Raw genomic sequence first — 20,945 nt, 5'->3', positions numbered from 1 at the left:
GGCGGCTCACTCGCCGATCGTGAACCGGCGCAGGTGAACGACGTCGCCGAAGGGCGAGGCGTCGTCATTGCCCGCCACCATCGCCACAGAGAAGACCAGCGACGACGGCGCGACTTCGGGCGCCGTCCACGCGAGCATCCACTCGGAAGCCGGCGAAACCGATCGCGCCCGCGCGCCGTCGGCCTCGACCGTCTCGTCGACGGCGGCGAACCCGCCGGCGTCGGCGCCGCCCGCATCCGTCGCCGCGATCTGGAAGCCCCTGATCTCCGCCGGAGCGTCCAGCCGGATGGTCAGCGCGTAGCGCGCGCCGGGTTCGATCGCTTCGGGCAGTCCCTCGAGAATGATGCGGGTGGAGCTGCGCACCGCATCCTGCGCGCCGTGGCAGGACTGGCACGTCCCTTCGCCGGACGCGCCCGTGTGGCCCCAGGGCGCGCCGTCTGGATAGGCTAGCGCCGGCGCGAGGCCGGCGAGGGCCCAGACCATGGCGCAGACCAGACGCCTCATTCGGCGGCCGGCTCCACGACGGCGCGGCCGATCATGTTGGTGTCGGCGCCGAACCAGATCACGCCGTCGGGGGCGAAGTACTGCATGTGGCGCACCGTGCCGCCGCCAGAGGGAACCGGCGTCTGGGAGAAGAACACCTCGGACTCGGGATCGAAGCCGACGAAATTGTTCGGCTCGGGGCCGGTCTCGACGAACCAGATGCGGTCCTGCGAGTCCCGCGCCGCGGCGTAGGGCCGCGACTCGGCTTCACCCGGCGCGCGCCATTCCTCGATCGAGCCGTCTTCGGGATCGAACGCGCCTAGCCAGCCTTCCATGTAGTCGACGTACCAGACGCGGCCGTCCGAGGTGATCGCCAGCCGGCGCGGCCGGGCGGCCTCGCGCGGCAGGACGTGTTCGGTGAGCGCCATCGTCTCGAGATCGACCGAGGCGAGCTTGTTGGTTCCCAGCAGCGCCACCCAGATCGTCCCGTCGGGCGCGATCTTGATGCCGTAGGGCCGCGCGCCCTCGGTGGGGACGGCGATCGTCTCGACCGAACGATCGGAGAGGGTGAGCTTCGAGATCGTGTTGGCGCCCTGGCCGGTGAACCAGATGTCGCCGTTGGAATCGAACACCTGGGTGTGGGGGTCGCGCGGATGACCGTCGGGCATCTCGATGAAGTCGAATTCGCCCGTCTCGACGTCGTAGCGCGCGATGTGGGCGTCGCGATTGCCCGCATACCAGGGATCGCCGGCGTCATCGACGATGACGTTGTGCGGCCCGGCGCCCTCGCGCATGTCGATGCGCGCGAAGCTTTGCGACCCGACGTCGAAACGGCCGAGATAATCGGCGCGCTGGCCGACGAACCAGACCGTCTCGCCGTCGATCGTGTAGGGATCGCGCGGGCGCGTGTTCTCCCAGGGAACGGTCCATTCCTCGATGAGGATTTCGCCCTCGCCCGGCTCGCTGGCGAAGTCCTGGGCCGAGGCCGCGCCGGCGGCGAGGGCGGCGGCGGCGGACGCGATGATGGCGTGACGCATGACAAGTCTCCCCTGCGGTTCGGCCGCAAGGATAGAGCTTTGCGCGCGCCATGACAGGGGGCGCCGCCCGCGCCTCAGCGGCCGCCGTCCTCGCCCGCGTCGCTCTCGCCGCCGGCGCGCTGATCCTCGATCGCGGCCGTCTTCGCCGCGGAATGCTCGCGCACCTGCGGCGGCACGAAGACTTCCGAGCCGTCGTCCATGTAGATCGTCGTCGACGGGAAGGCGAAGGCCGTGCCCGCGCCCTCTTCGACGATGCGCTTGATCTCGAAGGCGAGCTCTTCCTTGATCCGCAGCCATTCCAGCCAGCTCGTCGAGCGGGTGAAGGCGTAGAGCAGGAAATCGATCGACGAGGCGCCGAAGGAGTCCACGCGCATGAAGGTCGAGACCTCGGGCGCCTGGGCGAACTCCTCGTTGGCCTCGATATAGGCCATGACGTGGTCGCGGATGTATTTGAGCTGGTCGACCGTCGTCTTGTACTCGACGCCGATATACCACTTGATCCGGCGATGGGTCATGCGGGTGAAGTTCGTCACCGCATTGTCGGCGAGGAAGCTGTTGGGCACGTAGACGGGGCTCTTGTCGAAGCGGCGCACCAGCGTCGAGCGGAAATTGATCTTCTCGACATGGCCCTCGACGACGCCGTCGACGAGGATCCATTCGCCGGGCACGAAGCGCTTCTCGGTGAGGATGAGCAGGCCGGCGATCAGGTTCTTGAACAGGTCCTGGGCGCCGAGGCCGACGGCGACGCCGAACAGGCCGAGGCCGGCGACGATCGGCGCGACGGGGATGCCCCAGACCTGCAGCACCGCGCCGGCGCCGACAATCAGGAACAGGATGCGCAGCGCCTTGGCCAGCCAGTCGACGAGCACCGGCGTGAGCAGCTCGCGCAGGCCGTGCAGCAGGTGCGAGACCGGCATCACCGCGTTGTAGAGCGCCCAGAACAGCGCGATCACGATGAGCGACTGGACGAGCTTGACGCCCGCGCCCGCCCCGTCCGGCCCGTCCAGGCCCAGAACGAGCACGGCGATATAGACGCCCGCGATGACCGGCACGAGCTTGAGCGGGGGGCTGACGGCGTGGAGCACCTTGTCGTCGAGCAGCGTCTCGGTGCGCTCGACCTGGCGCTTGAGCACGACCTTCAGGAGCCGCGAAAACAGGCCGCGGAACAGGAAGGCGACCAGCAGGACGCCGACGGCCATGAGGCCGTCGCCGACATTCATGCCGAGAAAGCTGGTGTCCCACGCCTCCACGACGAGCGCCCAGAGGTCCTCGATCGACTGGACGCTGAAGATCCCCGCCTCGCCGTTCGCCGCGCTCATGCCGCCCGCTCCTTGGCCTTCAGGAAGTCGATGTCAGGCCACTTCTCCTGGGTGTAGCCCACCTCCCAGGCCGATTTGGCCATGAAGACGGGATCGCCGTCGATGTCCTCGGCGATCGCCGTCTTGTGGCGGTCGGCGAAGGCCTCGATCTTGTCGCGCTCGCCGCCGATCCAGCGCGCGGTGTCGTACGGGCTGGGCTCGAAGGCGACGTCGAGACCGTATTCGGCCGCGACGCGCTGGGCCATCACGTCGATCTGCAGGGCGCCGACCGCGCCGATGATGAAGTCGCCGCCCGTCTGCATGCGGAAGAGCTGGGTGACGCCCTCCTCGGCGAGGCTTTCGAGCGCCTTTTTCAGATGCTTGGCCTTGAGCGGGTCCTGCAGCCGCGCGCGGCGCAGGATCTCGGGGGCGAAGTTCGGGATGCCGGCCACCCGCCACTTGCCGCTTTCCGACAGCGTGTCGCCAACGCGCAGCACGCCGTGATTGGGCACGCCGATGACGTCGCCGGCGAAGGCCTCCTCGGCGAGCTCCCGGTCGGAGGCGAAGAACAGGATCGGATTGTGCACCGACACCGTCTTGCCGGCGTCGGTCTTGAGCTTCATGCCGCGCTTGAAGCGGCCCGAGCACAGCCGCATGAACGCCACCCGGTCGCGATGGTTGGGATCCATGTTCGCCTGGATCTTGAACACGAAGCCGGCGACTTCCTTGCCGTCAGGATCAAGCGTGTCCGACGGACCGCCGGTCGCGGGCTGCGGCTCCGGCCCCGGGGCCATCTCCACGAGCGCGTCGAGCAGCTCGCGCACGCCGAAGCGTCTCAGCGCCGTGCCGAAATAGACCGGCGTGAGATGGCCCTCGCGATAGCTCTGCTCCTTGAACGGAACGCAGACCTCGCGGGCGAGCTCGGCGCCCTCGCGCACCTCGTCGAGTTCCTCGGCCGACAGCGCGGCCTCGATCTCGTCGCCGTCCAGGTCGAAGCGCTCGGACTGCTCGGCGATCTCCTCGCCAGCGGCGGGGCGCTTGTAGAGAATGAAGGCGTTCGAGGCGAGATCGGCCACGCCCCGGAAGCGGTCGCCCGACGCGCACGGCCACTGCATCGGCGCGGCGTCGAGGGCGAGCTTGTCCTGGATGTCGTCGATCAGCTCGGAAGGATCCATCGCCTCCCGGTCCATCTTGTTGATGAAGGTGATGATCGGGATGTCGCGGAGGCGGCAGACCTCGACCAGCTTGAGCGTGCGCGGCTCCACGCCGCGCGCGGCATCGAGCACCATCACCGCGGAGTCGGCCGCCGTCAGCGTGCGATAGGTGTCCTCGGAAAAGTCCTCGTGGCCGGGCGTGTCGAGCAGGTTGAACAGGAGTCCGCCGTACTCGAACGTCATCACCGACGCCGACACCGAGATGCCGCGCTCGCGCTCGATCTTCATCCAGTCCGACTGCGTGCGCCGGTTCTCGCCGCGCGCGCGCACCTGGCCGGCCAGCCGGATAGCGCCGGCGGTGTGCAGGATGTTCTCCGTCAGCGTGGTCTTGCCCGCGTCGGGATGGGAGATGATGGCGAAGGTGCGCCGGCGCGCCCAGGGCGCGTCGGTGTTGGCGTCGGTCATGGAGGCGTCCGGTCAGCGTCGTGAGACGCGACGTAGCGAAGCCCGCTCAGGCGCGCAAGCGCGCCGGCGCCACCGCCCAGATCGCATCCTCGGCCGCCCGGAGCGTCAGGCGCCCGTTTTCCTGCAAGGCGAGAAGCCGCTGCATCACCGGCGTCGACGCCGCGGCGAGCCGGATATTCACGTCGAGCGCCGACTTGGACGCCGTCGGCCGCACGGCGAGCATGGCGTTGGCCTGCTTGGTCTTCCAGGCGATCAGCGCGGCCAGAAAGCGCGGCTTCTCGTCATGCGACTGGGCGATTGCCGGATCGGCGAAAACGGCCTCGCGGACCATCTTGGCCGCCTGGGCGACATTGACCGACATGAGCTGGCCCGCGCTGAACGGCGCGCCGCAACGCATCGCGGTCTCGCGCGGATCGCCCACATCGAACACGACGTCATTGAAAAGAAACAGCATGACAGCCGCCGGATACCTCTAGCCCCACAATCCGGCGAGAGCATGCCGTATGCCGGTTAAGAGTTCTCAACCGGCTCGGTAAGGAAGTGTCGACCCTGACGGTCCTCGATCTCGAGCGCCCAGAGATCGGGATCGTCCTGGGCGCGCCGCGCGATATAACCGTCGGCGCGCTCGGACTGCAGCGGCTCCGCGCCGAGCGGCCAGGTCCAGATCCGCTCGCCCTCGAAATCGCGCGCCGGCGCCAGCAGGCGCGCGAACCCGTCCTGCATCGAGACTTTCACGATCACCGCGCCGGCGTCCGGATCGCCGCGGCGGACGACATAGACCGCCGCGCCCGCCGATTCGGCGCGCCAGCGCAGGGCGTCCACCCAGATTCGCGTTTTGACCTCGGGCATGCGGCTTGATGGCAGGAGGATTGCTTAATAGAGTGTTAAGCGAGGGGAGCGTTTCATGTCGATACGAATTGGCCTGCTGAGCCTTGTCGGAGCAGCTATCTGGGCCCTCCTTCCGGCGGGGGCGGCTTCGGCCGACCATCGTCCCGCCCGCTCTGAAGAGCACGTTCTGTCCCGGTTCGTCGATGTCGGCAACGAGTTTCCGCTGGACGCCGCGCGCGACGACGCACGCATCACGTTCTCGCTGGCGCCCGGCGCCGAGGCCGAGGCGATCGAGCTGGTGCTCGCCGCGCGGCCCCGGAGCGACCGCTCCGGCGGGCGCATCGCGGTCACGGTCAACCGCTCCCAGCCGGTCATTCTGAGCCCGCGTCCGGAGGCTTTCGAGGCGCGCTTCTCGCTCTATTCGGACGCGCTCCAGGCCGGCGATAACACCCTCACCCTCCGCTTCGAGGGCGAAGGCGTCGACGGCTGGACGATCGACGCCGAGGCGAGCCGCCTGCGCGTCGCCGCCGCGCCGGCCGACGGCTATGAAAGCCTGGACGCCGCCGAGCGCGCGCTCGGCGCCGATTTCGCCGCGCCGCGCCGCATCCATCTCGCGACCGACGCCGCGGGCCCCGAGCAGCCGACCGTCGCCGCGCTCGCCGCCCAGGCGCTCGCCCTGCGCATGGGCGAGGCGCCGATCCTCGTGAGCGAACCCGAGATCGCCGAGCTCGTGGTCAGCGCCGAGATCGCGCCGGTGCCGGCGTCGGTCACGCTCGCCGATCCGACCCATATCCGGCTCGCCGCCGGCGACCGCACCGCGCTGGTCGCCGCCGCGCGCCTGTTCGCCGCCCGCTCCTTCATCGGCCAGGACCAGGCGTTCAACGCCTCCCACGCGCTCAACGCGCCGCGCCTGACGCGCGAGGGCGCGGGCGCGAGCGGCGACTCCGGCCTGTCGGCGCTGGCCGCAGGCGGCGCGCCGTTCGGCGCCGACCAGGGCGGCCGGGCCGCCGTCGTGTTCGCCACGGAGACGCCCGAGGAGCGCGCCGCCGCGCTGACCGTCGTCGCGCGCGCCGCGCTCGCGTCCGGGTCGGCCTGGATCTACGGCTGGTTCGGCGACGACGCCCGCGCCGCCCCCGACGGACACGACATCATGGTGCTGGGCCCCGAGGAGCACATGGACTCGCGGCTCTTCTCCCGCGCGCCCGCCGAGTTGCGCGCCGCCGCCGACGCCGCCGCCTCCCGCGCCCCGCGCGAGCGCCGCTTCCGCGGATCGACCGCGTTCGCCGCCGAGGAGACGAACGGGCTGGCGCCGGTCACCGGCGTGGCCGGCATGTACGAGGACGGATCGGGACGGACGATCGTGCTGATCACCTCGCCGCGCGGCGCCGACTTCGCCCGCGCCGCCCGCCGCCTCGCCCGGTCGGCCTTGTGGAGCGACCTGCGCGGAAGCGCCGCGCTCTGGGACACCGCCATGGTGACGCCGTTCGGCCCGGGCGCCCAGCCGATGTTCAGCCGCGAGCGCGTCGTCGAGTTCATGCGCGCCCATGATCGCTGGCTGGCGCTCGGCGCGTTCTCGCTGTCGGTCCTGCTCCTGCTCACCGGCGGCGTCGTAAACCAGGCGTCAAGGCGCACGCCCTGATACTGGCGGGCATGACGCCTGCGCTCCTCGCCGCCTTTCTCACCCTGTCGAACGCCGCGCCGGAGACGTCGCGCGGCCTCGTCGGCGACGCGCTGGCCGATCACGCCCGGGCGCTGGCCGCCGACGAGGCGTGCGCCCTGTTCTCGCCGGCGCGCCGGAGCGCGCTCGAGGCCGGCCTGCGCCAGATCCGCGACGATCTCGAAGGCGCCGGCATGGACCCCGGCCGCATTGACGCGGCGATCGCGCGGGCCCGCGCCGACCGGGCCCTGCTCGATTGCGAGTCCGAGCTGGTGCATCGGCTCGCCGAGGGCGTCGAGGCCCGCCTCGGGGCTTACGATCATCTCTACGCGCTCGAGTTCCGCGGCCGGCGCCGCAGCTGGAACGCGGCCCGCCTGGCCGCCCACGGCGACGGCTGGCCGGTGCGCCAGGAATTCGGGGCGCTGCGCTTCGGCTGGCGATCCGAGGACGGCCAGCCCGCCGTCGTGCTGGAGGGCTCGGGCGACGCCGCGCCGGCCGCCGCCGTGCTGGTCATGCGCGACCCCGGTCGCGCCGCCGCGCCCGTCGACGCCACCGCCGGGGGCCTCATCGAAACCGTCGGCGATCCGCTTTCGCACTGGGGCCCGCCGGGCGACGCCGAGACCCGCATCTGGTCGGCCGGCCGCGTCAAGCCCGCCGCCGGCGCCGACGGCGAAACGGCGGACTTCGCGCTGGCCTTCCCCCCGGACACGCTCGCGCGCATCGCCCGGCTGGCGCCGCGCGAAGGCGTGCGCATCGAGCTGAAGGACGGGAACGGGCGGACCTATCGCACCGCCTGGCTCGAGGTCGGCGCGCTGCGCGCCGCGCTCGATTTCGTCATCGCCGAACGCTGAGACTTCAGGACGCGAGCTGGGCGTCGTCGCCGGAGGCGATGTCCCGGCCGGCCTCCTGGGCCATGCGGATGCGCTCGTGCACCTCGAGCGGTCGGATCGGCGCAATCTCGGCTTCGGCGACGACGGGCAGGCGCACCGTGACGGTCGTGCCTTCGCCCGGCGCGCTCTGAACGCTCATCTCGCCGCCGTGCATCCCGGCCAGCGACCGCACCAGGGACAGGCCGAGGCCGGTGCCGCGCTCGGCGCTCTCGCGCGCCGAGCGCGCCTGCGCGTAGGGATCGCCGATGCGCGCGAGCGCCTCGGGCTCGATGCCCACACCGCTGTCGCCGACGGCGAGCACGAGATCGGCGCCCTGCACGCGGGCCATCACCGCCACGGCGCCGCCCTCGGGCGTGAACTTGATCGCATTGGACAGGAGGTTGAGCAGGATCTGGCGCACCGCCTTGCGATCGGCCTCGACCTCGAGGGCGGCGTCGCCGATGTCGGTGGTCAGCACGAGACAGCGGTCCTCGGCGCGCAGCCGCACCATCTGGGCGCAGGTCTCGACAACGTCGCGGGCGTCGAAGCGCTCGGGGGCGATCTCGTACTTGTCGGCCTCGATCTTCGACATGTCGAGGACGTCGCCGATCAGGTCGAGCAGATGGCGGCCGCTCTCGTGGATGAGGTCGGCGTACTCGGCGTAGCGCGCCGGCAGCGGCCCGAACAGGCGCTGGCTCATCACCTCCGAGAACCCGATGATCGCATTGAGCGGGGTGCGCAGCTCGTGGCTCACCGAGGCGAGGAATTCGGACTTGGCCCGGCTGGAGGCGAGCGCCTCGTCGCGCTCGGCCTCGAGACGGGCGCGAGCCGCGCCGTCGCGGTCGATATGGACGACCAGCCCGGCGCCGGCCGTCGCGGCGCGGGCGTCGAGCGCCACCGGTTCGCCGTCGGCCCCGCGCACGCGGAAGCTGAAGGCGCCGCCGTCGACCGAGCCCCCGCCGCCGGCGGAGTCCAGTCCGGCCCGGACGAGACCGGCCTCGGTCTCGTCGATCGCGAACGCCGACAGCGGCAGGCCGGCGAGATTGCGCGGCGCGCCGGGGATGAGCCGGCGCAGCGAACGCGACGCCGCGGCGATCTCGCCGTCGCGGGTGCATGCGATCAGCGGCGCCGGGGCGTGCTCGAGCGCCTCGGCGGCCGGCGTGAGGCGGCGAACCGTCGTCCGCGCCGCGTTCAACCGCCCCGTTCCGCGCCAGCCCGCGACCAGCGCGCAGGCGGCCAGGAAACCGCTATAGAGCACGATCGGACCGGCGCCAGCGATCAGCGCCGATCCGGCGCCGACCCCGGCGGGACCGAACCAGGACGCCGCGGCGAGCAGCAGGAAGCAGGTCGCGCTGATGACAGCGGAGACTCGCACCTCGGCGACGCCGGCGCTGGCGGCCATCGCCGCGGGCCCGGCCAGGAAGAGCGGCGCGGCCGGCGACAACGCGCCGCCGAACACGGCCGAGGCGGCGATCGCCGGCGCCGTCCAGGCGAGCGTGAGCGCGAATCGCGCCGCATCGCGGCGCATCAGGGTCCGCCCCGCAAGCGCGATCCCGACAGCGCCCGGCAGGATCACCGCCGACCAGCCGGCGACGGCCGCGAGCGACTGTTCCTGGAGCGCGCCCGCGCCGATCGCTGCGCTGAGCGTTCCGGCCAGCCATAGAAGGTGAACAAGCCGGCCGGCGCTGCGATCGACCAGCCTGCGGAACCCCGGCGCGAAATGGGCCATGACGGCGTCCCCGACTCAGCACGTTGAAGGTCGATCGCACCGTCGGCGCACGCCGTTAACAATTATTGAATCCCCGTTAAACGCTGTAGTGACCTTTGGACCGGATCGTGGTTCCCGGGCATAGTGCGGGCGGGCAAACTCGAGCTCTCAGCAAACGAGGACAGGTCGGCATGATCGAAGCATGGATCTCCGCGGCGGCGCTCGCCATCGCCCTCCAGTCGGGAGGCGACGCCCAGCAGGAGGACGGCATGACCCCCGCCCCCTCCATCGAGCGCTCGCAAGGCGAAACCCCGGAAGCCGACGAGAGCGCGGCCGAGACCTCCGACGTTCCCGAGAGCGAGAGCCCCGAGCCCGGCGGAAGCCAGGCCGGATCGTCCGGCGCCCCCGAAGGCGAGGCGCCCGGCGGCGAGGGCCGCAGCGCGCGATCCGAGCCGGATGAAGAGCCCGCCTCGACCGACGAGCCGCCCGCCGGCCCGATGCTGGCGCTCGGCGCAGACGGCGAGCACGCGCCCCTGATCGAGAACGCCGAGACCTACGCCTCCTATCACGCCGATGTCGACGAGGCCGGCCGCCGCGAGCTTCTCTCCGGCGACGACCTGGACGCGACGATGGACGCGCTCGCGGCCTATTACGGCGACGACCGGCTCGCCGACGCCCAGATCGCCTACGCCGCGCTGGTCGCCGCCCAGCATCCCGAATTCATCGATTCCGTGCGCTCGGTCGTCGACTATTACGGCTACGACGCCGCCGCGTCGGGCCTGCTCAACGATCCGGCCTACGTCACCGGCTTCCGCGGCGCCGACATGGCGACGGACTCCGTCGTCGACGCGCTCGGCGAGGACGTCGCCGAGATCAACGACGTCGCCCAGCGCTACCGCCAGGCGGCCTACAATCTCCAGACCGAGGCCTGGGCGCAGCGCCGCGCGCGCGACCGCCAGGAGCGTCTGAGCGCCATCGAGAGCGCCTCGGACCGGCTCGAGGTCCGCTTCCGCCTGTCGGAGGCCGAAGCCGCGCCCGATCGTCCGCTCGGCTCGGCCGCCGCCCTGTTCGAGGGCCGCGCCGACGCCGGTCCCGACGGCCCGGTCGTGCTGCCCCAGCTCCAGCTCAATGTCGGCGAGCAGCAGCTCCAGCCCGACGAGCGCCGAGTCGGCCGCATCCTCGCCGTGGCCGCGCTGGAATCCATCGAGGCCGGCGACATGTCGGCGATGGACGCCCTGCTGTCGGATCCCGGCGTGGAGCGCTGCATCGCCTGGGCGCGGCTCGACCTCGCCCAGTGCGTCGCCGCGGGCCATTTCAAGTACGAGGACTCGTTCTGCATCGCCGAGCACGCGCTCGCCGACGTCGCCAACTGCCTGACCGCGACGCGCGCGATCGCCGGGCCCGAAACCCAGGCGATGTCGAACTAGGCGCGTGATCCGGTGAGGCGGGGACCGGTTCACCGGTTCGATTACGCGACCGCTCAAGCTGAAACCGGAGCCGGACCGCTTCCCCGCGAAGCCATCCGGCTCCAGTCGCGCCCAGCGTTAAATCCGCATTCACCAGCCGCCGGGCTTTCGCTGGAGCGAGACCGGCGGCTCGCCTAGCCTCCAGTCCGTCGTCGCAAGCGGCGCGGACACGAGGCGGGCATGGTCTTCATTTTCCGGGCGATTTTCTGGATCGCGGTCGTCGCCGCCTTCACCCCGGCGGGCTTCCACGCCGCCCCCGACGGCGCCTTCGCCGAACAGGCTCGTCGCGTCGCCTCGGTCTCCATTCCCGACCGCATGACCGAGACGTCGCGCGAGCCTGACGCCGGCTTCTGCGCCGAGCACGCCGAAGTCTGCGCGGCGGCCGCCGAGGCGGGGCTGCTGGCCGAAACCGTGGGCGGGGTCGCCGCCGAGCGCGCCCAGCGCCTTCTGGAGACACGGACCCGGGACGCCGGCGCCTGAACCCTTGCCGCTGCGCGCTCGCGCCTCTACCTGACGGGCATGAGCGACGTCCAATCCGATATCGACGCCCTCGTCGACGAGTTCGATCTCCTGGACGACTGGGAGCAGCGCTACCGCTATCTCATCGATCTCGGTGGCGATCTCGAGCCGCTGCGCGAAGGCGAGCACTCCGACGCCAACAAGGTGAAGGGCTGCGTGAGCCAGGTCTGGCTCGTGCTCGACGACGCCGACGGCGGCCGGCTCCGCGTGCGCGGCGATTCCGACGCCCATATCGTGAAGGGCCTGGTCGCCCTGCTAGCCCGGCTCTACACCGACCGCTCGCCCGAAGAAGCGCTGTCGATCGATCCGAAGGACGTGCTTTCGCGCATCGGCCTGGCCGAGCATCTCTCGCCGCAGCGCTCCAACGGCCTGGCCTCGATGGTCGCGCGCATCCGCGCCGAGGCCGAGGCCCGCGCGGCGGCCTGATCAAGAAAACGGATCGGCCGTCTTCGCCGGCGCCTTGAGCCGGTAGTGGACGGCCACGCGCTCCAGCGCCAGGCGCAGCGCCGGCGCCCCGGCGCGGGCGGGCCAGCCGAGATCGCGCTCGGCGGCGCTCATCCCCGTCTCCCTCAGAACGACGTCGACGAGCAGCCGGTCGAGCCCGGGCCCGGCGGCGGCCAGCGCGTCCATCACCCGCGCCCGCGCGTCGAGCCGCGAGGCCGGCAGATCGGCGGGATCGCGCGGCGCGCCGCGGGTCTTCGCCTGCGGCGGCGCGGTCCAGTCGCTGGTCACCCGGCTCCTCAGCGCCGAGCGCTCGTAATCGCGCGCCAGCGTCTCGGCGGCCGTGACGTGGACGGGATCCAGCAACGGAGGGACATCGCCCTGGGCCCGCGCATAGCGGGCGACCGGCGAGACGCTGTCGAGATCGGCGCGCACGGCGTTCAGCCTTCCGGCCTCGTCGATCACCTCGCGCCGGCCCATGCGGCGGTGTTGCGCGGCGAAGCCTTCGCCGGCCGGGGCCTCGGCGCGCCTGAGCCGGGCCAGGCCGGCCTCGGCGAGGACGTAGGCGCCCTGCCCCGCCGGCTCGATCAGCCCGTCGGAGACCGCCTGTTCGACGCGGGTCCGCGAGACCGTCGCGAAGGGCCGGCGGCGGCGATCGGCGCCAGCGTAGACGCCGAACCCTGTCCGCCCGCCCGGCAACGGCGCCAGCACCCGGCCGGGCCTGGCGAGGCGCTTCAGCCAGCCCGCGCTCACGCCGCGGCCCGATCCGGCGTCGGCGCGCTTCTCAGGCACGCCTCGAGATCGTCCAGCAGCGCGTCGAACGCGGCGTCGTCGCGGCGGTCCTCGATGCGGTGGCAGGCATAGGCCGCCGTCGTCCGGTCGCGCCCGAAGGCGAGCGCGGTCCGCGACAGGCTCAGCTCGAAGGCCACGTGGGTGAGATACATCGCCACCTGGCGGGCGAGCGCGGTCCGCGCCGAGCGCCGCGTCGGCGCGGCGATCTCGGCGGCGTCCACCCCGAAGGCGTAGGCCGCGGCCTCCCGGGCCAGCCTCGCCCGCGCCCGGTCCATGGCGTCTCTGGCATCCTCGCGCGTCATCGTTTTTCCCCGTTCGCCGTTCGTGTCGAAGGCGATGATAGGAAGGATCGCAGATTGCGAGGATTATATTCCCAATTATATACTTGACTGAACGATGACCAATTCGCACCATACGCAAGACAGGCCAGCGCTTGTTATCCCGGAGACGCCGCTCACCGATGAGCTGGTGGATCGTTTCGCGCGCAGACTTTCTGATTCGGGGTACATAGACGAGTATGACCGCTCAATCGGATTCGATCAGCTTCGGTTTTGCGTGAGGGAGCTACTGGTTAAGGTACTGGTTGGCGCGCGCCAGCATACAGAAGACTCGATCCGCAGCGATTTTGAAGCCGATTAGGCGCTGTTTTAGGTCTTTGATGGTGAGCGCATGAACGTCGCCGGCCATAACAGGCAGCGTGTTCTTGCCTCCATATGGAATTAGCTCGGCGAACGTTTCCCGCTCTTCGCCAATCCCTCTCTTTCCACAACTAATAGAGGCGTGTGCAAGCTCATTCCGTTTCAAACTTATCTTGCCGAGCTTATTCTTACAGGCGTTCCATTCACTCATGAGTTCGGGATTATTGGCGAATGCCCTGTGGGCTGCGGCGGCGGTCATATCGAGTTTTCCCTTGAAGGAGGAGACGGCCCAAAAGGTCCAAAATGATCGGTTATCATCTTCACTACGCATTAAAACGACGAATAGAATGCAGAGGTGATGCTCAACCTTGGCCCATTGAGTTATGCACCGGCCCAGCTCAATGTGTAAGGCGTCGGCTAGTTGGTCTGTGTGGTCATCCATCATGAAACCCGATGACAAGCGATCAGAGAAGGAAGCCCAGCGCATCCGCGACCGCGCTCTAAAGCGGATGCTGGAAACGCCGCCGAAGCCGCACGATGGCAAGAAAAAGCCGCCCAAGAAAGAGGACGGCGACTAATGGTCCCCGTCTCGCAGCGTCAGACATGCAAGGCGTGCGGCAGGCCCGATAAGTTCGACTACACGATACCCGATGAGCTATGGGCGCGCATTGTCCCGCTCACACTGCAAAGCCGTGTCGTGTGCCTTCACTGCTTCGATGAGTTTGCGCGAGAGAGGGGCGTGCTGTACGCCGCCTCTCTCACCGCGCTGTATTTCGCAGGGGATCGGGCGGCGTTTTGCTTCCGCCCTGAGTGGGCTGCGGACTAGCGGCGGCAGTCGCCGTTCTTGTCCTTGCCCTGACACTCATTGCACAGCTCGCCGGAGCTGGGTTTGGACGGCTTCTCCGTATACCCGGAAGTCGGCCAGTTGGAGCAATTCCGGCACCAGTGCCACGTGTCGCTGTCGTTGCGCTTTCGGTAGGCCATTTGGCCCTCCCATCTCGCTTTAGGCGAGCGGGAGTTTATCGCAACGCATGGGCGAGTCTAGCGCTTACGGAACTTAACAAATTCCAAGCCCCTCACCGGCGGGACGGTGGAAAGTAGCAGTCCGCCGATAGGTGAGGCGCTTGCCCTCACCTCCGCGCACGATGGCGTCGCGGCGTTCTTCATCGTTCACGCCGAGCGCGGTGCGGTGGTTATAGCGGAAGTCGTATTCGGCGAGGTAGCGGTGCAGGTGCTTCTCCGCGCAATGCTGATAGATGCCCTTCATGCCTCGCTTGAAGATCGAGAAGTAGCCTTCGACCGTGTTCGTATGCACCGGGCCGCGCGCGTACTCGCCGACTGAGTGCTTCACCATGGAATGCTCGGCGTACTGCTTGCCGGGTAGGTGATAGAGCTTGGACTCGTCGGTATAGAGTTTCGCCTCGCGGCGGACGTTCTGAAACAGGATCGCGCCGACGATTTCCTTGGTCGCCTGCGGAACGTGGAAAGTGCGGGCCGTGCCGCCGCGCTCGACCAGTGCGATGACGCAGCGCTTGTTCGCCGGGCCGCGGCCTTGCTTGGAGTGGATGAACTTCTGGCCTGACGTGCGGGTCGTGCGCTTGTTCTCGACCGAGCCGAAATAGGTTTCGTCCGCCTCGACCGGACCGGACCCGCCCATGCCGCCTTCGGGCAAGTCTTCGCGCATGGCTTCGCGGATGCGATGCGCCATGAACCAGGCGGTCTTATAGGTGACGCCGAGTGTGCGGTGAAGCTGGTGAGCGGAGACGCCTTTCTTGGACGACGCCATCATCTGCGTCGCCAGCAGCCACTTGTGAAGCGGAACCTTGGAACGCTCGTAGACGGTGCCGACGCGCACGGTGAACTTCTTGCGGCACGCGCCGCAGTGATGCCAGCCCGGCCCCATGGACTTGCCGCCGAGGGCTTTCACCTTTTCCGTCTCGCCGCAATAAGGGCAGACGGGACCGTTCGGCCAGCGCAGCGCTTCAAGGTGAGCGCGCGCGGCGTCTTCGTCGTGAAAGATCGGATCAGTGAGGTTGAAGGCCATAGCGAATCTCCCTACGCGCCCATCCTCCCAAACGCCGAGCGTTCAGTCAAGTATATAATTGGGATTATATTCCTGTTGTGGGCTCGAATGGTCAAGCTGCGCGGGGCCGGACCGCGATGCAGGCGGGGATCAGGCCGAGGAGAAGTAGGCGACCAGCAGCACCGCGGCGAGCATGATCGCCGTCCACAGCGCCATCAGGCCCGACGGGAAATCCTTCGACAGCGCGCCGGCGGGGCTGAACAGGTTGAACAGGCGTCCGCCGAAATGCTTGCCGATCCCGCCGATCAGGCGCTGGGTCGCCGCGACCAGGCGCTCGAGCATCGCCGCGCCCCAGCGCACGACGCCGTCGCCGAAGCGGCGATAGACCCAGTCGGTGTCGAGGATCGTCAGGTCCTTCTCCACCGGGTAGAGCCGCAGCCGCACCAGCAGCGCGAAGGCGAACAGCGCCGCCAGCAGGAGCTGCATCTGCCCGACGACGTGGTCGTAGGTGTAGGGCGCGTAGTCGACCGGGAACGGCAGAAGCGCATAGAGCGCGCCGTAATTGACCCCGAGATAGATGCACAGGAAGGCCGCGATCCCCATGGCGACGAGCATGTTCGTCGGCGCCTCCTTCACCCGCTTGCCGCTGTCATGGGCGAAGAAGGTGAAGTACGGGATCTTGATGCCCGAGTGCTCGAGCACGCCCGCCGAGGCGAAGACCAGGATGATGAAGGGGATGCCGTAGCCTTCCTTCAGCACCGCCGAGATGGTGAGCGCCTTGGCGACGAAGCCCGAGAACAGCGGGAAGGCCGAGATCGAGGCCGCCCCGATCAGGCAGAACACCGCGGTGATCGGCATCGACTTGTAGAGCCCGCCGAGCTCGTTGGCCTTCACGGTGCCGACGCGGTGCAGCACCGCGCCCATGCTCATGAACAAGAGCGCCTTGTAGATGATGTGCACGAAGGCGTGGGCGGCCGCGCCGTTGAGCGCGAGCTCGGTGCCCACGCCGATGCCCGCCACCATGAAGCCCAGCTGGTTGTTGAGCGAGTAGGCCAGCACGCGCCGGAGATCGTTCTCGATGACGGCGTAGAAGACCGGGAAGGCCGTCATGATCGCGCCGATCCAGACCAGGATCTCGGTCCCGGCGTAGCCCCGCGCCAGCGCGTAGATGGCGAGCTTCGTCGTGAACGCTGACAGCACGACCGCGCCCGTCGCCGTCGCCTTGGGATAGGCGTCCTGCAGCCAGTTGTGCAGCAGCGGGAAGGCCGCCTTGATGCCGAAGGCGAAGAAGATGACGACGCCGGCCGGGCTATCGAGCCCGATATCGTTGAAGCCCCAGCTCCCGCTCGCCTGGGCGAACATCGCCGCGCCGCCGAGCAGCAGCACGCCCGACAGCACCTGGATGGCGAGATAGCGCAGGCCCGCGCGATACGCCGCGGGCGTGCCCGAGGCGAAGATGAGCGGGGCCGACGCGATCGCGGTGAGCTCCCAGAAGAAGAACAGCGTCAGGAAATCCCCGGCGAACACCGCGCCCACGCCGGCGCCGGCGTAGAGCAGCGCGCTGGCGTCGGAGACGCGATTGCGCTCGTGGAGCGCGTAGATCCCGTTGAGGAACGCGACCACGATGAAGATCAGCGCCCAGACCCGCGAGAGCGCGTCGTAGCGGAAGGTCTCGAGCCGCTGGCCGGCGACCTCGATGACGCCGTAGACGCCCGGCTCGACCGGCGCGAACCAGAACGCCATCGCCGCCAGCGGGCCGGCGAGCATCAGCCCCTTGCGCACGTGGTGCGAAGGCGAGAGCAGCGCGATCAGCCCGGCGATGAGGATCGGCCAGGCCGGCGAGATCAGCGGCAGGGCGGAGAAGGCGTCAAGCATCGTCGTCGCCTCCCCGCTCCCAGTAGTCCGCGGGACGCGCCAGCAGCCAGCGCAGCGGCCAGCCGGCCAGAACGGCCAGGCAGAAGCCGAAGAAGCCCTCGATCTCGTAGAAGCCGAAGACCTGCTCCCACTTGCCGACGGCGTGGCGCGGGACGAGGTACTCCATCACCAGGCCGATCGCGGCGAGCGCGCCGAAGATGTATAGCGGCGCGCGCCGGGCCCAGGGCTTGTCGAGCCAGAGGAAGGGCCGCGCGAACGGGTGCACGTCGTCGCGCTTCGGGTCGGGCGCGCCGCTCATGGCTGCATCTCCGTTGTGAAGACCGGGCTGAGATAGTCGATGATCGGCCCGACGAGGAAGAACAGGACGATCGTCCCCGCCGCCGTGATCGCCGGGGCGATATAGACCAGCGCGGGCGGGCCGCCGGGCTTGACCGGGCACGGCTCGGGCGCGGGCCGCAGCAGGCCGCGCAGCACGATCGGCAGGAGATAGCCGATATTGAGCAGGGTCGAGCCGATCAGCACCGCGATCAGCCAGGGCTGGCCGGACGCCGCCGCACCCTCCATCAGGAAGATCTTGGGCCACACCCCGCCGAAGGGCGGCACGCCGATGATCGACAGCGCCCCGATGCCGAAGGCGACGAAGGTCACCGGCATGTAGCGGCCGAGCCCGTCGAGCTGGCTGATCTCGGATTTCTTGGCGCCGGTGTAGATGGCGCCGGCGCCCATGAAGAGCGTGATCTTGCCGAAGGCGTGCATGACGATCTGCAGCGCGCCGCCGAGCATCGCCGCGGGGCTGGCGAGCATCGCGCCCAACGTGATGTAGGACAGCTGGCTCACCGTCGAATAGGCGAGCCGGGCCTTGAGATTGTCCTTGGTCATCGCGATCAGCGAGGCCAGCAGGATCGAGGCGCCGGCGATCCAGGCGATCCAGTCGGCCGCCGGCAGGGCGCGCATGAACTCCGCGCCGAAGATGTAGGTCGTCACCTTGAGCATGGTGAACACGCCCGCCTTCACGACGGCGACCGCATGCAGCAGCGCCGAGACCGGGGTGGGCGCGACCATGGCGTTGGGCAGCCAGGGATGGATCGGCATGAGCGCGGCCTTGCCGATGCCGAAGGCGAACAGGAAGAGCAGCACGCCGCCGGTCGTGATCGAGACCGCGTCGCCGAGCACGCCGCCGGCGGTGAAGTCGGTCGTGCCCGCGAAGTGCCAGACCGCGAAGACCGCCGGCAGAAGCAGGCCGATCGAGGTCGCCAGCAGGATGCCCAGATAGATGCTCGCGCCCTTGCGCGCTTTCTCGTCGCCCTTGTGCGCGACCAGGGGATAGGTCGACAGGGTGAGCGCCTCGTAGAAGAAGAACAGGGTGAGCAGATTGCCCGCCAGCGCGATGCCCATCGCCGAGGCGATGGCGATGGTGAAGCACAGGTAGAAGCGCGTCTGGTCCTTCTCGTTATTGCCGCGCATGTAGCCGATCGAGAACAGCGAGTTCACGATCCACAACCCGCTCGCCACCATCGCGAACACCGCGCCGAGCGGCTCCAGCGTGAAGGTCAGCGTCAGGCCGGGCGCGAACTCGGCCAGCGTGATCGTCGGGTGGGTCGGCGCGATCTCGACGAGATAGGCCACGACGACGGCCAGCGCGATCGCCGAGACGAGCGTGGCGGCCTCGCGCAGGTTGGGCTGGCCGCCGAACGCCAGCACGCCCACGCCGCCGAGCAGCGGCAGGGCGAGAGCCAGGCCGAGGGCGAGTTCCGGAGTCCAGGTCACGAGCCCGCTCCTCCCGTGATCGCCGCGGTCGCCGCGCGCTCGGCGAAGCCGACCAGCAGGTCGGCGTTGACGCCGAAGTAGAGATTGGCCAGCGCGAGGATCCACAAGGGCGCGGCCATGATCACCGGCAGACGCCGGATCGTCGCGCCGTGCGTGTCGGGCGCGGGACGCACCCACATCACCGAGAGCAGGCGGTAGACGTAGAACACCGCCAGCACCGAGGAGACCAGCACGGCGGCGACCGCCCACCACCAGCCGCGGTCGAGGGCGGCCTGGACGAGATAGAATTTCGAGATGAAGCCGACGGTGAACGGCACGCCGATCAGCGACAGCCCGCCGATGGTGAAGGCCGAGGCCGTCAGCGGCATGGTGTGGCCGAGCCCGCGGAAATCATTGATCCGGCGCGCGCCGTAGGTCAGCGCGAAGCCACCCAGCGCCATGAACAGCGCGCCCTTCATCAATGCGTGGTTCATCAGGTGCAGCACGCCCGCCGAGACCCCGGCCGTCGTGCCGACGCCGAGGCCGAGCATCATGTAGCCGACCTGGGCGACCGAGGAGTAGGCGAGCAATCGCCGCGCATCGACCTGGAAGATCGCCTGCGTCGAGGCCGCGATCATGCCCACGATCGCCAGCGGCGTGACCACCCAGGCCAGGCTCGCCAGCACGAAGCTCGAGGTCGGGTCGAAGACGTCGAAGGCGAAGCGGATGATGACGTAGAAGGCGACCTTGGTGGCCGTCGAGGCCAGGAAGATCGTCACCACGTTGGGCGCGAAGGCGTAGGCGTTCGGCAGCCAGAGATGCAGCGGGAACAGCGCGGCCTTGAGCCCGATGCCGACCAGGATGAAGGCGAAGGCGATCTCGACGACGCGATGATCGCTCAGCTCGGCCACGCGCACGGCGATGTCGGCCATGTTGAGCGTGCCGGTCGCCATGTACAGGAAGCCCACCCCGATGACGTAGAAGGTCGCCCCGATCGTGCCCATGACGAGATAGTTGAACGACGCCGTCAGCGCGCGCCGGTCGTTCTGGTGGCCCATGGCGACCAGCGAATAGGTCGCGATCGAGGAGATCTCGAGGAAGACGAACAGGTTGAAGGCGTCGCCGGTGAGCGCCACGCCCGACAGCCCCGAAAAGCAGATCAGGAAGGCGGCGTAGAACAGGCCGCGCTTGTCGGCGCTGATCTCGTCGGCGACGCTGGGCAGCGCGTAGACGAGCGCGAGCACGCCCATCACCCCGATCAGCAGCGCGATGGCGGCGTTGAGCGAGTCGACGCGGAACTCGATGCCCAGCGGCGGCGCCCAGCCGCCGAGCTCGTAGCTGATCACACCCGCGCCCTGGGTGGCGAGGATGAGCTCCAGCGCGCACGCGAACGCGAAGGCGACCGCGGCGAGCGCGACGCCCCAGGCGAAACGGCCGTTGGGGATCGCCGCGACGATCGTGGCGGCGAGCAGCGGCACGGCCGCGGGAAGGACCGGCGCGTGCGCGGCGAGCGCCTCGGGAAGAGTGCCTGACATCATCGCCTAGAAGCCCTTCTCGACTTCGAGCGAATAGTCGGCTTCCGACAGCGCGGCGTCCTCGATCGTGCCGTAGGCTTCGCGGATCCTGACGACCAGGGCGAGCCCGACGGCGAGCGTCGCCACGCCCACCACGATGGCGGTGAGGATCAGCACGTGCGGCAGCGGGTTCGCGTAGACCACCGAGGCATCGACCTTGTCGCCGTAATAGGCGTCGCCGGGAAAGATCGGCGGCTCGCCGCCGAACACCTTGCCGATCGAGACGTAGAGCAGGAAGACGGAGGTCTGGAACACGCTCAGGCCCACCATGCGCTTGACCAGGTTGGCCGAGGCCATGACGGCGTACAGTCCGACCATCATCAGCACGATGATGACGGCGTAGTTGAAGCGTTCCGCGAGGATCTCGAGCAT

At 69.3% G+C, this 20,945-nt stretch carries 22 protein-coding genes; 6 read left to right on the top strand and 16 right to left on the bottom strand.

The features are described 5' to 3' along the window. Positions 1 to 6 precede the first annotated feature (6 nt). The 6 genes from DDZ18_RS09955 to DDZ18_RS09930 all read right to left on the bottom strand — a co-directional run bounded on the left by DDZ18_RS09955 (position 7) and on the right by DDZ18_RS09930 (position 5,286). Positions 7 to 504: a choice-of-anchor V domain-containing protein gene (locus DDZ18_RS09955; protein WP_146190656.1), complete on the bottom strand. Its 498-nt coding sequence runs from the start codon at positions 502 to 504 to the stop codon at positions 7 to 9. Next, positions 501 to 1,520 (bottom strand): Vgb family protein, encoded by a 1,020-nt coding sequence (locus DDZ18_RS09950; protein ID WP_109253242.1) that lies wholly within the window; start codon positions 1,518 to 1,520, stop codon positions 501 to 503. The genes DDZ18_RS09955 and DDZ18_RS09950 overlap by 4 nt, the downstream gene beginning before the upstream one ends. 74 nt (positions 1,521 to 1,594) lie before the next feature. Beyond that, positions 1,595 to 2,839, bottom strand: a complete 1,245-nt coding sequence (locus DDZ18_RS09945; RefSeq protein ID WP_109253241.1) for a mechanosensitive ion channel family protein — start codon at positions 2,837 to 2,839, stop codon at positions 1,595 to 1,597. Then, entirely contained in the window at positions 2,836 to 4,437 is a 1,602-nt protein-coding gene (locus tag DDZ18_RS09940) for a peptide chain release factor 3 (RefSeq protein WP_109253240.1), read from the bottom strand. Before DDZ18_RS09940 ends, DDZ18_RS09945 begins: the two co-directional genes overlap by 4 nt. Positions 4,438 to 4,483: 46 nt before the next feature. Continuing rightward, positions 4,484 to 4,891, bottom strand: coding sequence for a hypothetical protein (locus tag DDZ18_RS09935; RefSeq protein ID WP_109253239.1), 408 nt, complete (start codon positions 4,889 to 4,891; stop codon positions 4,484 to 4,486). A 56-nt stretch (positions 4,892 to 4,947) separates the two neighbouring features. After that, complete coding sequence (locus tag DDZ18_RS09930; RefSeq protein ID WP_109253238.1) at positions 4,948 to 5,286, bottom strand: DUF1491 family protein; 339 nt, start codon at positions 5,284 to 5,286, stop codon at positions 4,948 to 4,950. A gap of 55 nt (positions 5,287 to 5,341) precedes the next feature. On the opposite strand from DDZ18_RS09930, the gene DDZ18_RS09925 reads away from it, so the two are divergent. Continuing rightward, the gene (locus DDZ18_RS09925; protein ID WP_109253237.1) at positions 5,342 to 6,904 is read left to right on the top strand and encodes a hypothetical protein; all 1,563 of its coding nucleotides are present in this window, start codon (positions 5,342 to 5,344) and stop codon (positions 6,902 to 6,904) included. A gap of 11 nt (positions 6,905 to 6,915) precedes the next feature. Continuing rightward, positions 6,916 to 7,773: a hypothetical protein gene (locus DDZ18_RS09920; protein WP_109253236.1), complete on the top strand. Its 858-nt coding sequence runs from the start codon at positions 6,916 to 6,918 to the stop codon at positions 7,771 to 7,773. A 4-nt stretch (positions 7,774 to 7,777) separates the two neighbouring features. On the opposite strand, the gene DDZ18_RS09915 is transcribed toward DDZ18_RS09920, so the two are convergent. Beyond that, positions 7,778 to 9,520 carry a sensor histidine kinase gene (locus DDZ18_RS09915; protein ID WP_109253235.1) on the bottom strand — a complete coding sequence of 581 codons (1,743 nt, stop codon included), beginning with the start codon at positions 9,518 to 9,520 and terminating at the stop codon, positions 7,778 to 7,780. Positions 9,521 to 9,690: 170 nt separating this feature from the next. Here DDZ18_RS09915 and DDZ18_RS09910 point away from each other — a divergent pair, with 170 nt between their 5' ends. The 3 genes from DDZ18_RS09910 to DDZ18_RS09900 all read left to right on the top strand — a co-directional run bounded on the left by DDZ18_RS09910 (position 9,691) and on the right by DDZ18_RS09900 (position 11,910). Then, positions 9,691 to 10,926, top strand: a complete 1,236-nt coding sequence (locus tag DDZ18_RS09910) for an ICP22 family protein (RefSeq protein ID WP_109253234.1) — start codon at positions 9,691 to 9,693, stop codon at positions 10,924 to 10,926. 219 nt (positions 10,927 to 11,145) lie between these two features. Continuing rightward, entirely contained in the window at positions 11,146 to 11,445 is a 300-nt protein-coding gene (locus DDZ18_RS09905) for a hypothetical protein (protein WP_109253233.1), read from the top strand. 39 nt (positions 11,446 to 11,484) lie between these two features. Then, complete coding sequence (locus DDZ18_RS09900; protein WP_109253232.1) at positions 11,485 to 11,910, top strand: SufE family protein; 426 nt, start codon at positions 11,485 to 11,487, stop codon at positions 11,908 to 11,910. Here DDZ18_RS09900 and DDZ18_RS09895 read toward each other — a convergent pair whose 3' ends face one another. From DDZ18_RS09895 to DDZ18_RS13770, 3 genes are all read right to left on the bottom strand, one after another. Then, positions 11,911 to 12,717, bottom strand: a complete 807-nt coding sequence (locus tag DDZ18_RS09895) for a DUF6456 domain-containing protein (RefSeq protein WP_109253231.1) — start codon at positions 12,715 to 12,717, stop codon at positions 11,911 to 11,913. Further along, positions 12,675 to 13,019 carry a helix-turn-helix domain-containing protein gene (locus DDZ18_RS09890; RefSeq protein ID WP_109253230.1) on the bottom strand — a complete coding sequence of 115 codons (345 nt, stop codon included), beginning with the start codon at positions 13,017 to 13,019 and terminating at the stop codon, positions 12,675 to 12,677. Before DDZ18_RS09890 ends, DDZ18_RS09895 begins: the two co-directional genes overlap by 43 nt. A 262-nt stretch (positions 13,020 to 13,281) precedes the next feature. Further along, positions 13,282 to 13,800, bottom strand: a complete 519-nt coding sequence (locus tag DDZ18_RS13770) for a hypothetical protein (protein ID WP_146190655.1) — start codon at positions 13,798 to 13,800, stop codon at positions 13,282 to 13,284. On the opposite strand from DDZ18_RS13770, the gene DDZ18_RS14245 reads away from it, so the two are divergent. Then, positions 13,799 to 13,933: a hypothetical protein gene (locus DDZ18_RS14245; protein ID WP_269845072.1), complete on the top strand. Its 135-nt coding sequence runs from the start codon at positions 13,799 to 13,801 to the stop codon at positions 13,931 to 13,933. The two genes, DDZ18_RS13770 and DDZ18_RS14245, sit on opposite strands and share 2 nt — an antisense overlap. A gap of 479 nt (positions 13,934 to 14,412) precedes the next feature. Here DDZ18_RS14245 and DDZ18_RS09880 read toward each other — a convergent pair whose 3' ends face one another. The 6 genes from DDZ18_RS09880 to DDZ18_RS09855 all read right to left on the bottom strand — a co-directional run bounded on the left by DDZ18_RS09880 (position 14,413) and on the right by DDZ18_RS09855 (position 20,945). Continuing rightward, positions 14,413 to 15,399 (bottom strand): IS1595 family transposase, encoded by a 987-nt coding sequence (locus DDZ18_RS09880; RefSeq protein WP_109253228.1) that lies wholly within the window; start codon positions 15,397 to 15,399, stop codon positions 14,413 to 14,415. 129 nt (positions 15,400 to 15,528) lie between these two features. Beyond that, positions 15,529 to 17,253: a Na(+)/H(+) antiporter subunit D gene (locus DDZ18_RS09875; protein WP_109253227.1), complete on the bottom strand. Its 1,725-nt coding sequence runs from the start codon at positions 17,251 to 17,253 to the stop codon at positions 15,529 to 15,531. Continuing rightward, positions 17,246 to 17,551 carry a hypothetical protein gene (locus DDZ18_RS09870; protein ID WP_109253226.1) on the bottom strand — a complete coding sequence of 102 codons (306 nt, stop codon included), beginning with the start codon at positions 17,549 to 17,551 and terminating at the stop codon, positions 17,246 to 17,248. The genes DDZ18_RS09875 and DDZ18_RS09870 overlap by 8 nt, the downstream gene beginning before the upstream one ends. Further along, entirely contained in the window at positions 17,548 to 19,020 is a 1,473-nt protein-coding gene (locus DDZ18_RS09865) for a proton-conducting transporter transmembrane domain-containing protein (protein ID WP_109253225.1), read from the bottom strand. The genes DDZ18_RS09870 and DDZ18_RS09865 overlap by 4 nt, the downstream gene beginning before the upstream one ends. Further along, positions 19,017 to 20,537 (bottom strand): monovalent cation/H+ antiporter subunit D family protein, encoded by a 1,521-nt coding sequence (locus DDZ18_RS09860; protein WP_109253224.1) that lies wholly within the window; start codon positions 20,535 to 20,537, stop codon positions 19,017 to 19,019. Before DDZ18_RS09860 ends, DDZ18_RS09865 begins: the two co-directional genes overlap by 4 nt. 3 nt (positions 20,538 to 20,540) lie before the next feature. Then, a complete protein-coding gene (locus DDZ18_RS09855) occupies positions 20,541 to 20,945 on the bottom strand; it encodes a cation:proton antiporter subunit C (protein WP_109253223.1) in 405 nt (134 codons plus the stop codon).

The sequence above is a fragment of the Marinicauda salina genome (genome assembly GCF_003122085.1).
Taxonomy (GTDB): Bacteria; Pseudomonadota; Alphaproteobacteria; order Caulobacterales; family Maricaulaceae; genus Maricicauda_A; species Maricicauda_A salina.
The sequence above is the reverse complement of the archived record's forward strand: the minus strand, read 5'-3'. Positions and strand labels throughout refer to the sequence as shown.

What these genes read in the sequence shown, in the direction of transcription:
- DDZ18_RS09955 (WP_146190656.1), bottom strand. Translation starts at nt 504, where the DNA reads ATGAGGCGTCTGGTCTGCGCCATGGTCTGGGCCCTCGCCGGCCTCGCG.
- DDZ18_RS09950 (WP_109253242.1), bottom strand. Translation starts at nt 1,520, where the DNA reads ATGCGTCACGCCATCATCGCGTCCGCCGCCGCCGCCCTCGCCGCCGGC.
- DDZ18_RS09945 (WP_109253241.1), bottom strand. Translation starts at nt 2,839, where the DNA reads ATGAGCGCGGCGAACGGCGAGGCGGGGATCTTCAGCGTCCAGTCGATC.
- DDZ18_RS09940 (WP_109253240.1), bottom strand. Translation starts at nt 4,437, where the DNA reads ATGACCGACGCCAACACCGACGCGCCCTGGGCGCGCCGGCGCACCTTC.
- DDZ18_RS09935 (WP_109253239.1), bottom strand. Translation starts at nt 4,891, where the DNA reads ATGCTGTTTCTTTTCAATGACGTCGTGTTCGATGTGGGCGATCCGCGC.
- DDZ18_RS09930 (WP_109253238.1), bottom strand. Translation starts at nt 5,286, where the DNA reads ATGCCCGAGGTCAAAACGCGAATCTGGGTGGACGCCCTGCGCTGGCGC.
- DDZ18_RS09925 (WP_109253237.1), top strand. Translation starts at nt 5,342, where the DNA reads ATGTCGATACGAATTGGCCTGCTGAGCCTTGTCGGAGCAGCTATCTGG.
- DDZ18_RS09920 (WP_109253236.1), top strand. Translation starts at nt 6,916, where the DNA reads ATGACGCCTGCGCTCCTCGCCGCCTTTCTCACCCTGTCGAACGCCGCG.
- DDZ18_RS09915 (WP_109253235.1), bottom strand. Translation starts at nt 9,520, where the DNA reads ATGGCCCATTTCGCGCCGGGGTTCCGCAGGCTGGTCGATCGCAGCGCC.
- DDZ18_RS09910 (WP_109253234.1), top strand. Translation starts at nt 9,691, where the DNA reads ATGATCGAAGCATGGATCTCCGCGGCGGCGCTCGCCATCGCCCTCCAG.
- DDZ18_RS09905 (WP_109253233.1), top strand. Translation starts at nt 11,146, where the DNA reads ATGGTCTTCATTTTCCGGGCGATTTTCTGGATCGCGGTCGTCGCCGCC.
- DDZ18_RS09900 (WP_109253232.1), top strand. Translation starts at nt 11,485, where the DNA reads ATGAGCGACGTCCAATCCGATATCGACGCCCTCGTCGACGAGTTCGAT.
- DDZ18_RS09890 (WP_109253230.1), bottom strand. Translation starts at nt 13,019, where the DNA reads ATGACGCGCGAGGATGCCAGAGACGCCATGGACCGGGCGCGGGCGAGG.
- DDZ18_RS14245 (WP_269845072.1), top strand. Translation starts at nt 13,799, where the DNA reads ATGAAACCCGATGACAAGCGATCAGAGAAGGAAGCCCAGCGCATCCGC.
- DDZ18_RS13770 (WP_146190655.1), bottom strand. Translation starts at nt 13,800, where the DNA reads ATGATGGATGACCACACAGACCAACTAGCCGACGCCTTACACATTGAG.
- DDZ18_RS09880 (WP_109253228.1), bottom strand. Translation starts at nt 15,399, where the DNA reads ATGGCCTTCAACCTCACTGATCCGATCTTTCACGACGAAGACGCCGCG.
- DDZ18_RS09875 (WP_109253227.1), bottom strand. Translation starts at nt 17,253, where the DNA reads ATGCTTGACGCCTTCTCCGCCCTGCCGCTGATCTCGCCGGCCTGGCCG.
- DDZ18_RS09870 (WP_109253226.1), bottom strand. Translation starts at nt 17,551, where the DNA reads ATGAGCGGCGCGCCCGACCCGAAGCGCGACGACGTGCACCCGTTCGCG.
- DDZ18_RS09860 (WP_109253224.1), bottom strand. Translation starts at nt 20,537, where the DNA reads ATGATGTCAGGCACTCTTCCCGAGGCGCTCGCCGCGCACGCGCCGGTC.
- DDZ18_RS09855 (WP_109253223.1), bottom strand. Translation starts at nt 20,945, where the DNA reads ATGCTCGAGATCCTCGCGGAACGCTTCAACTACGCCGTCATCATCGTG.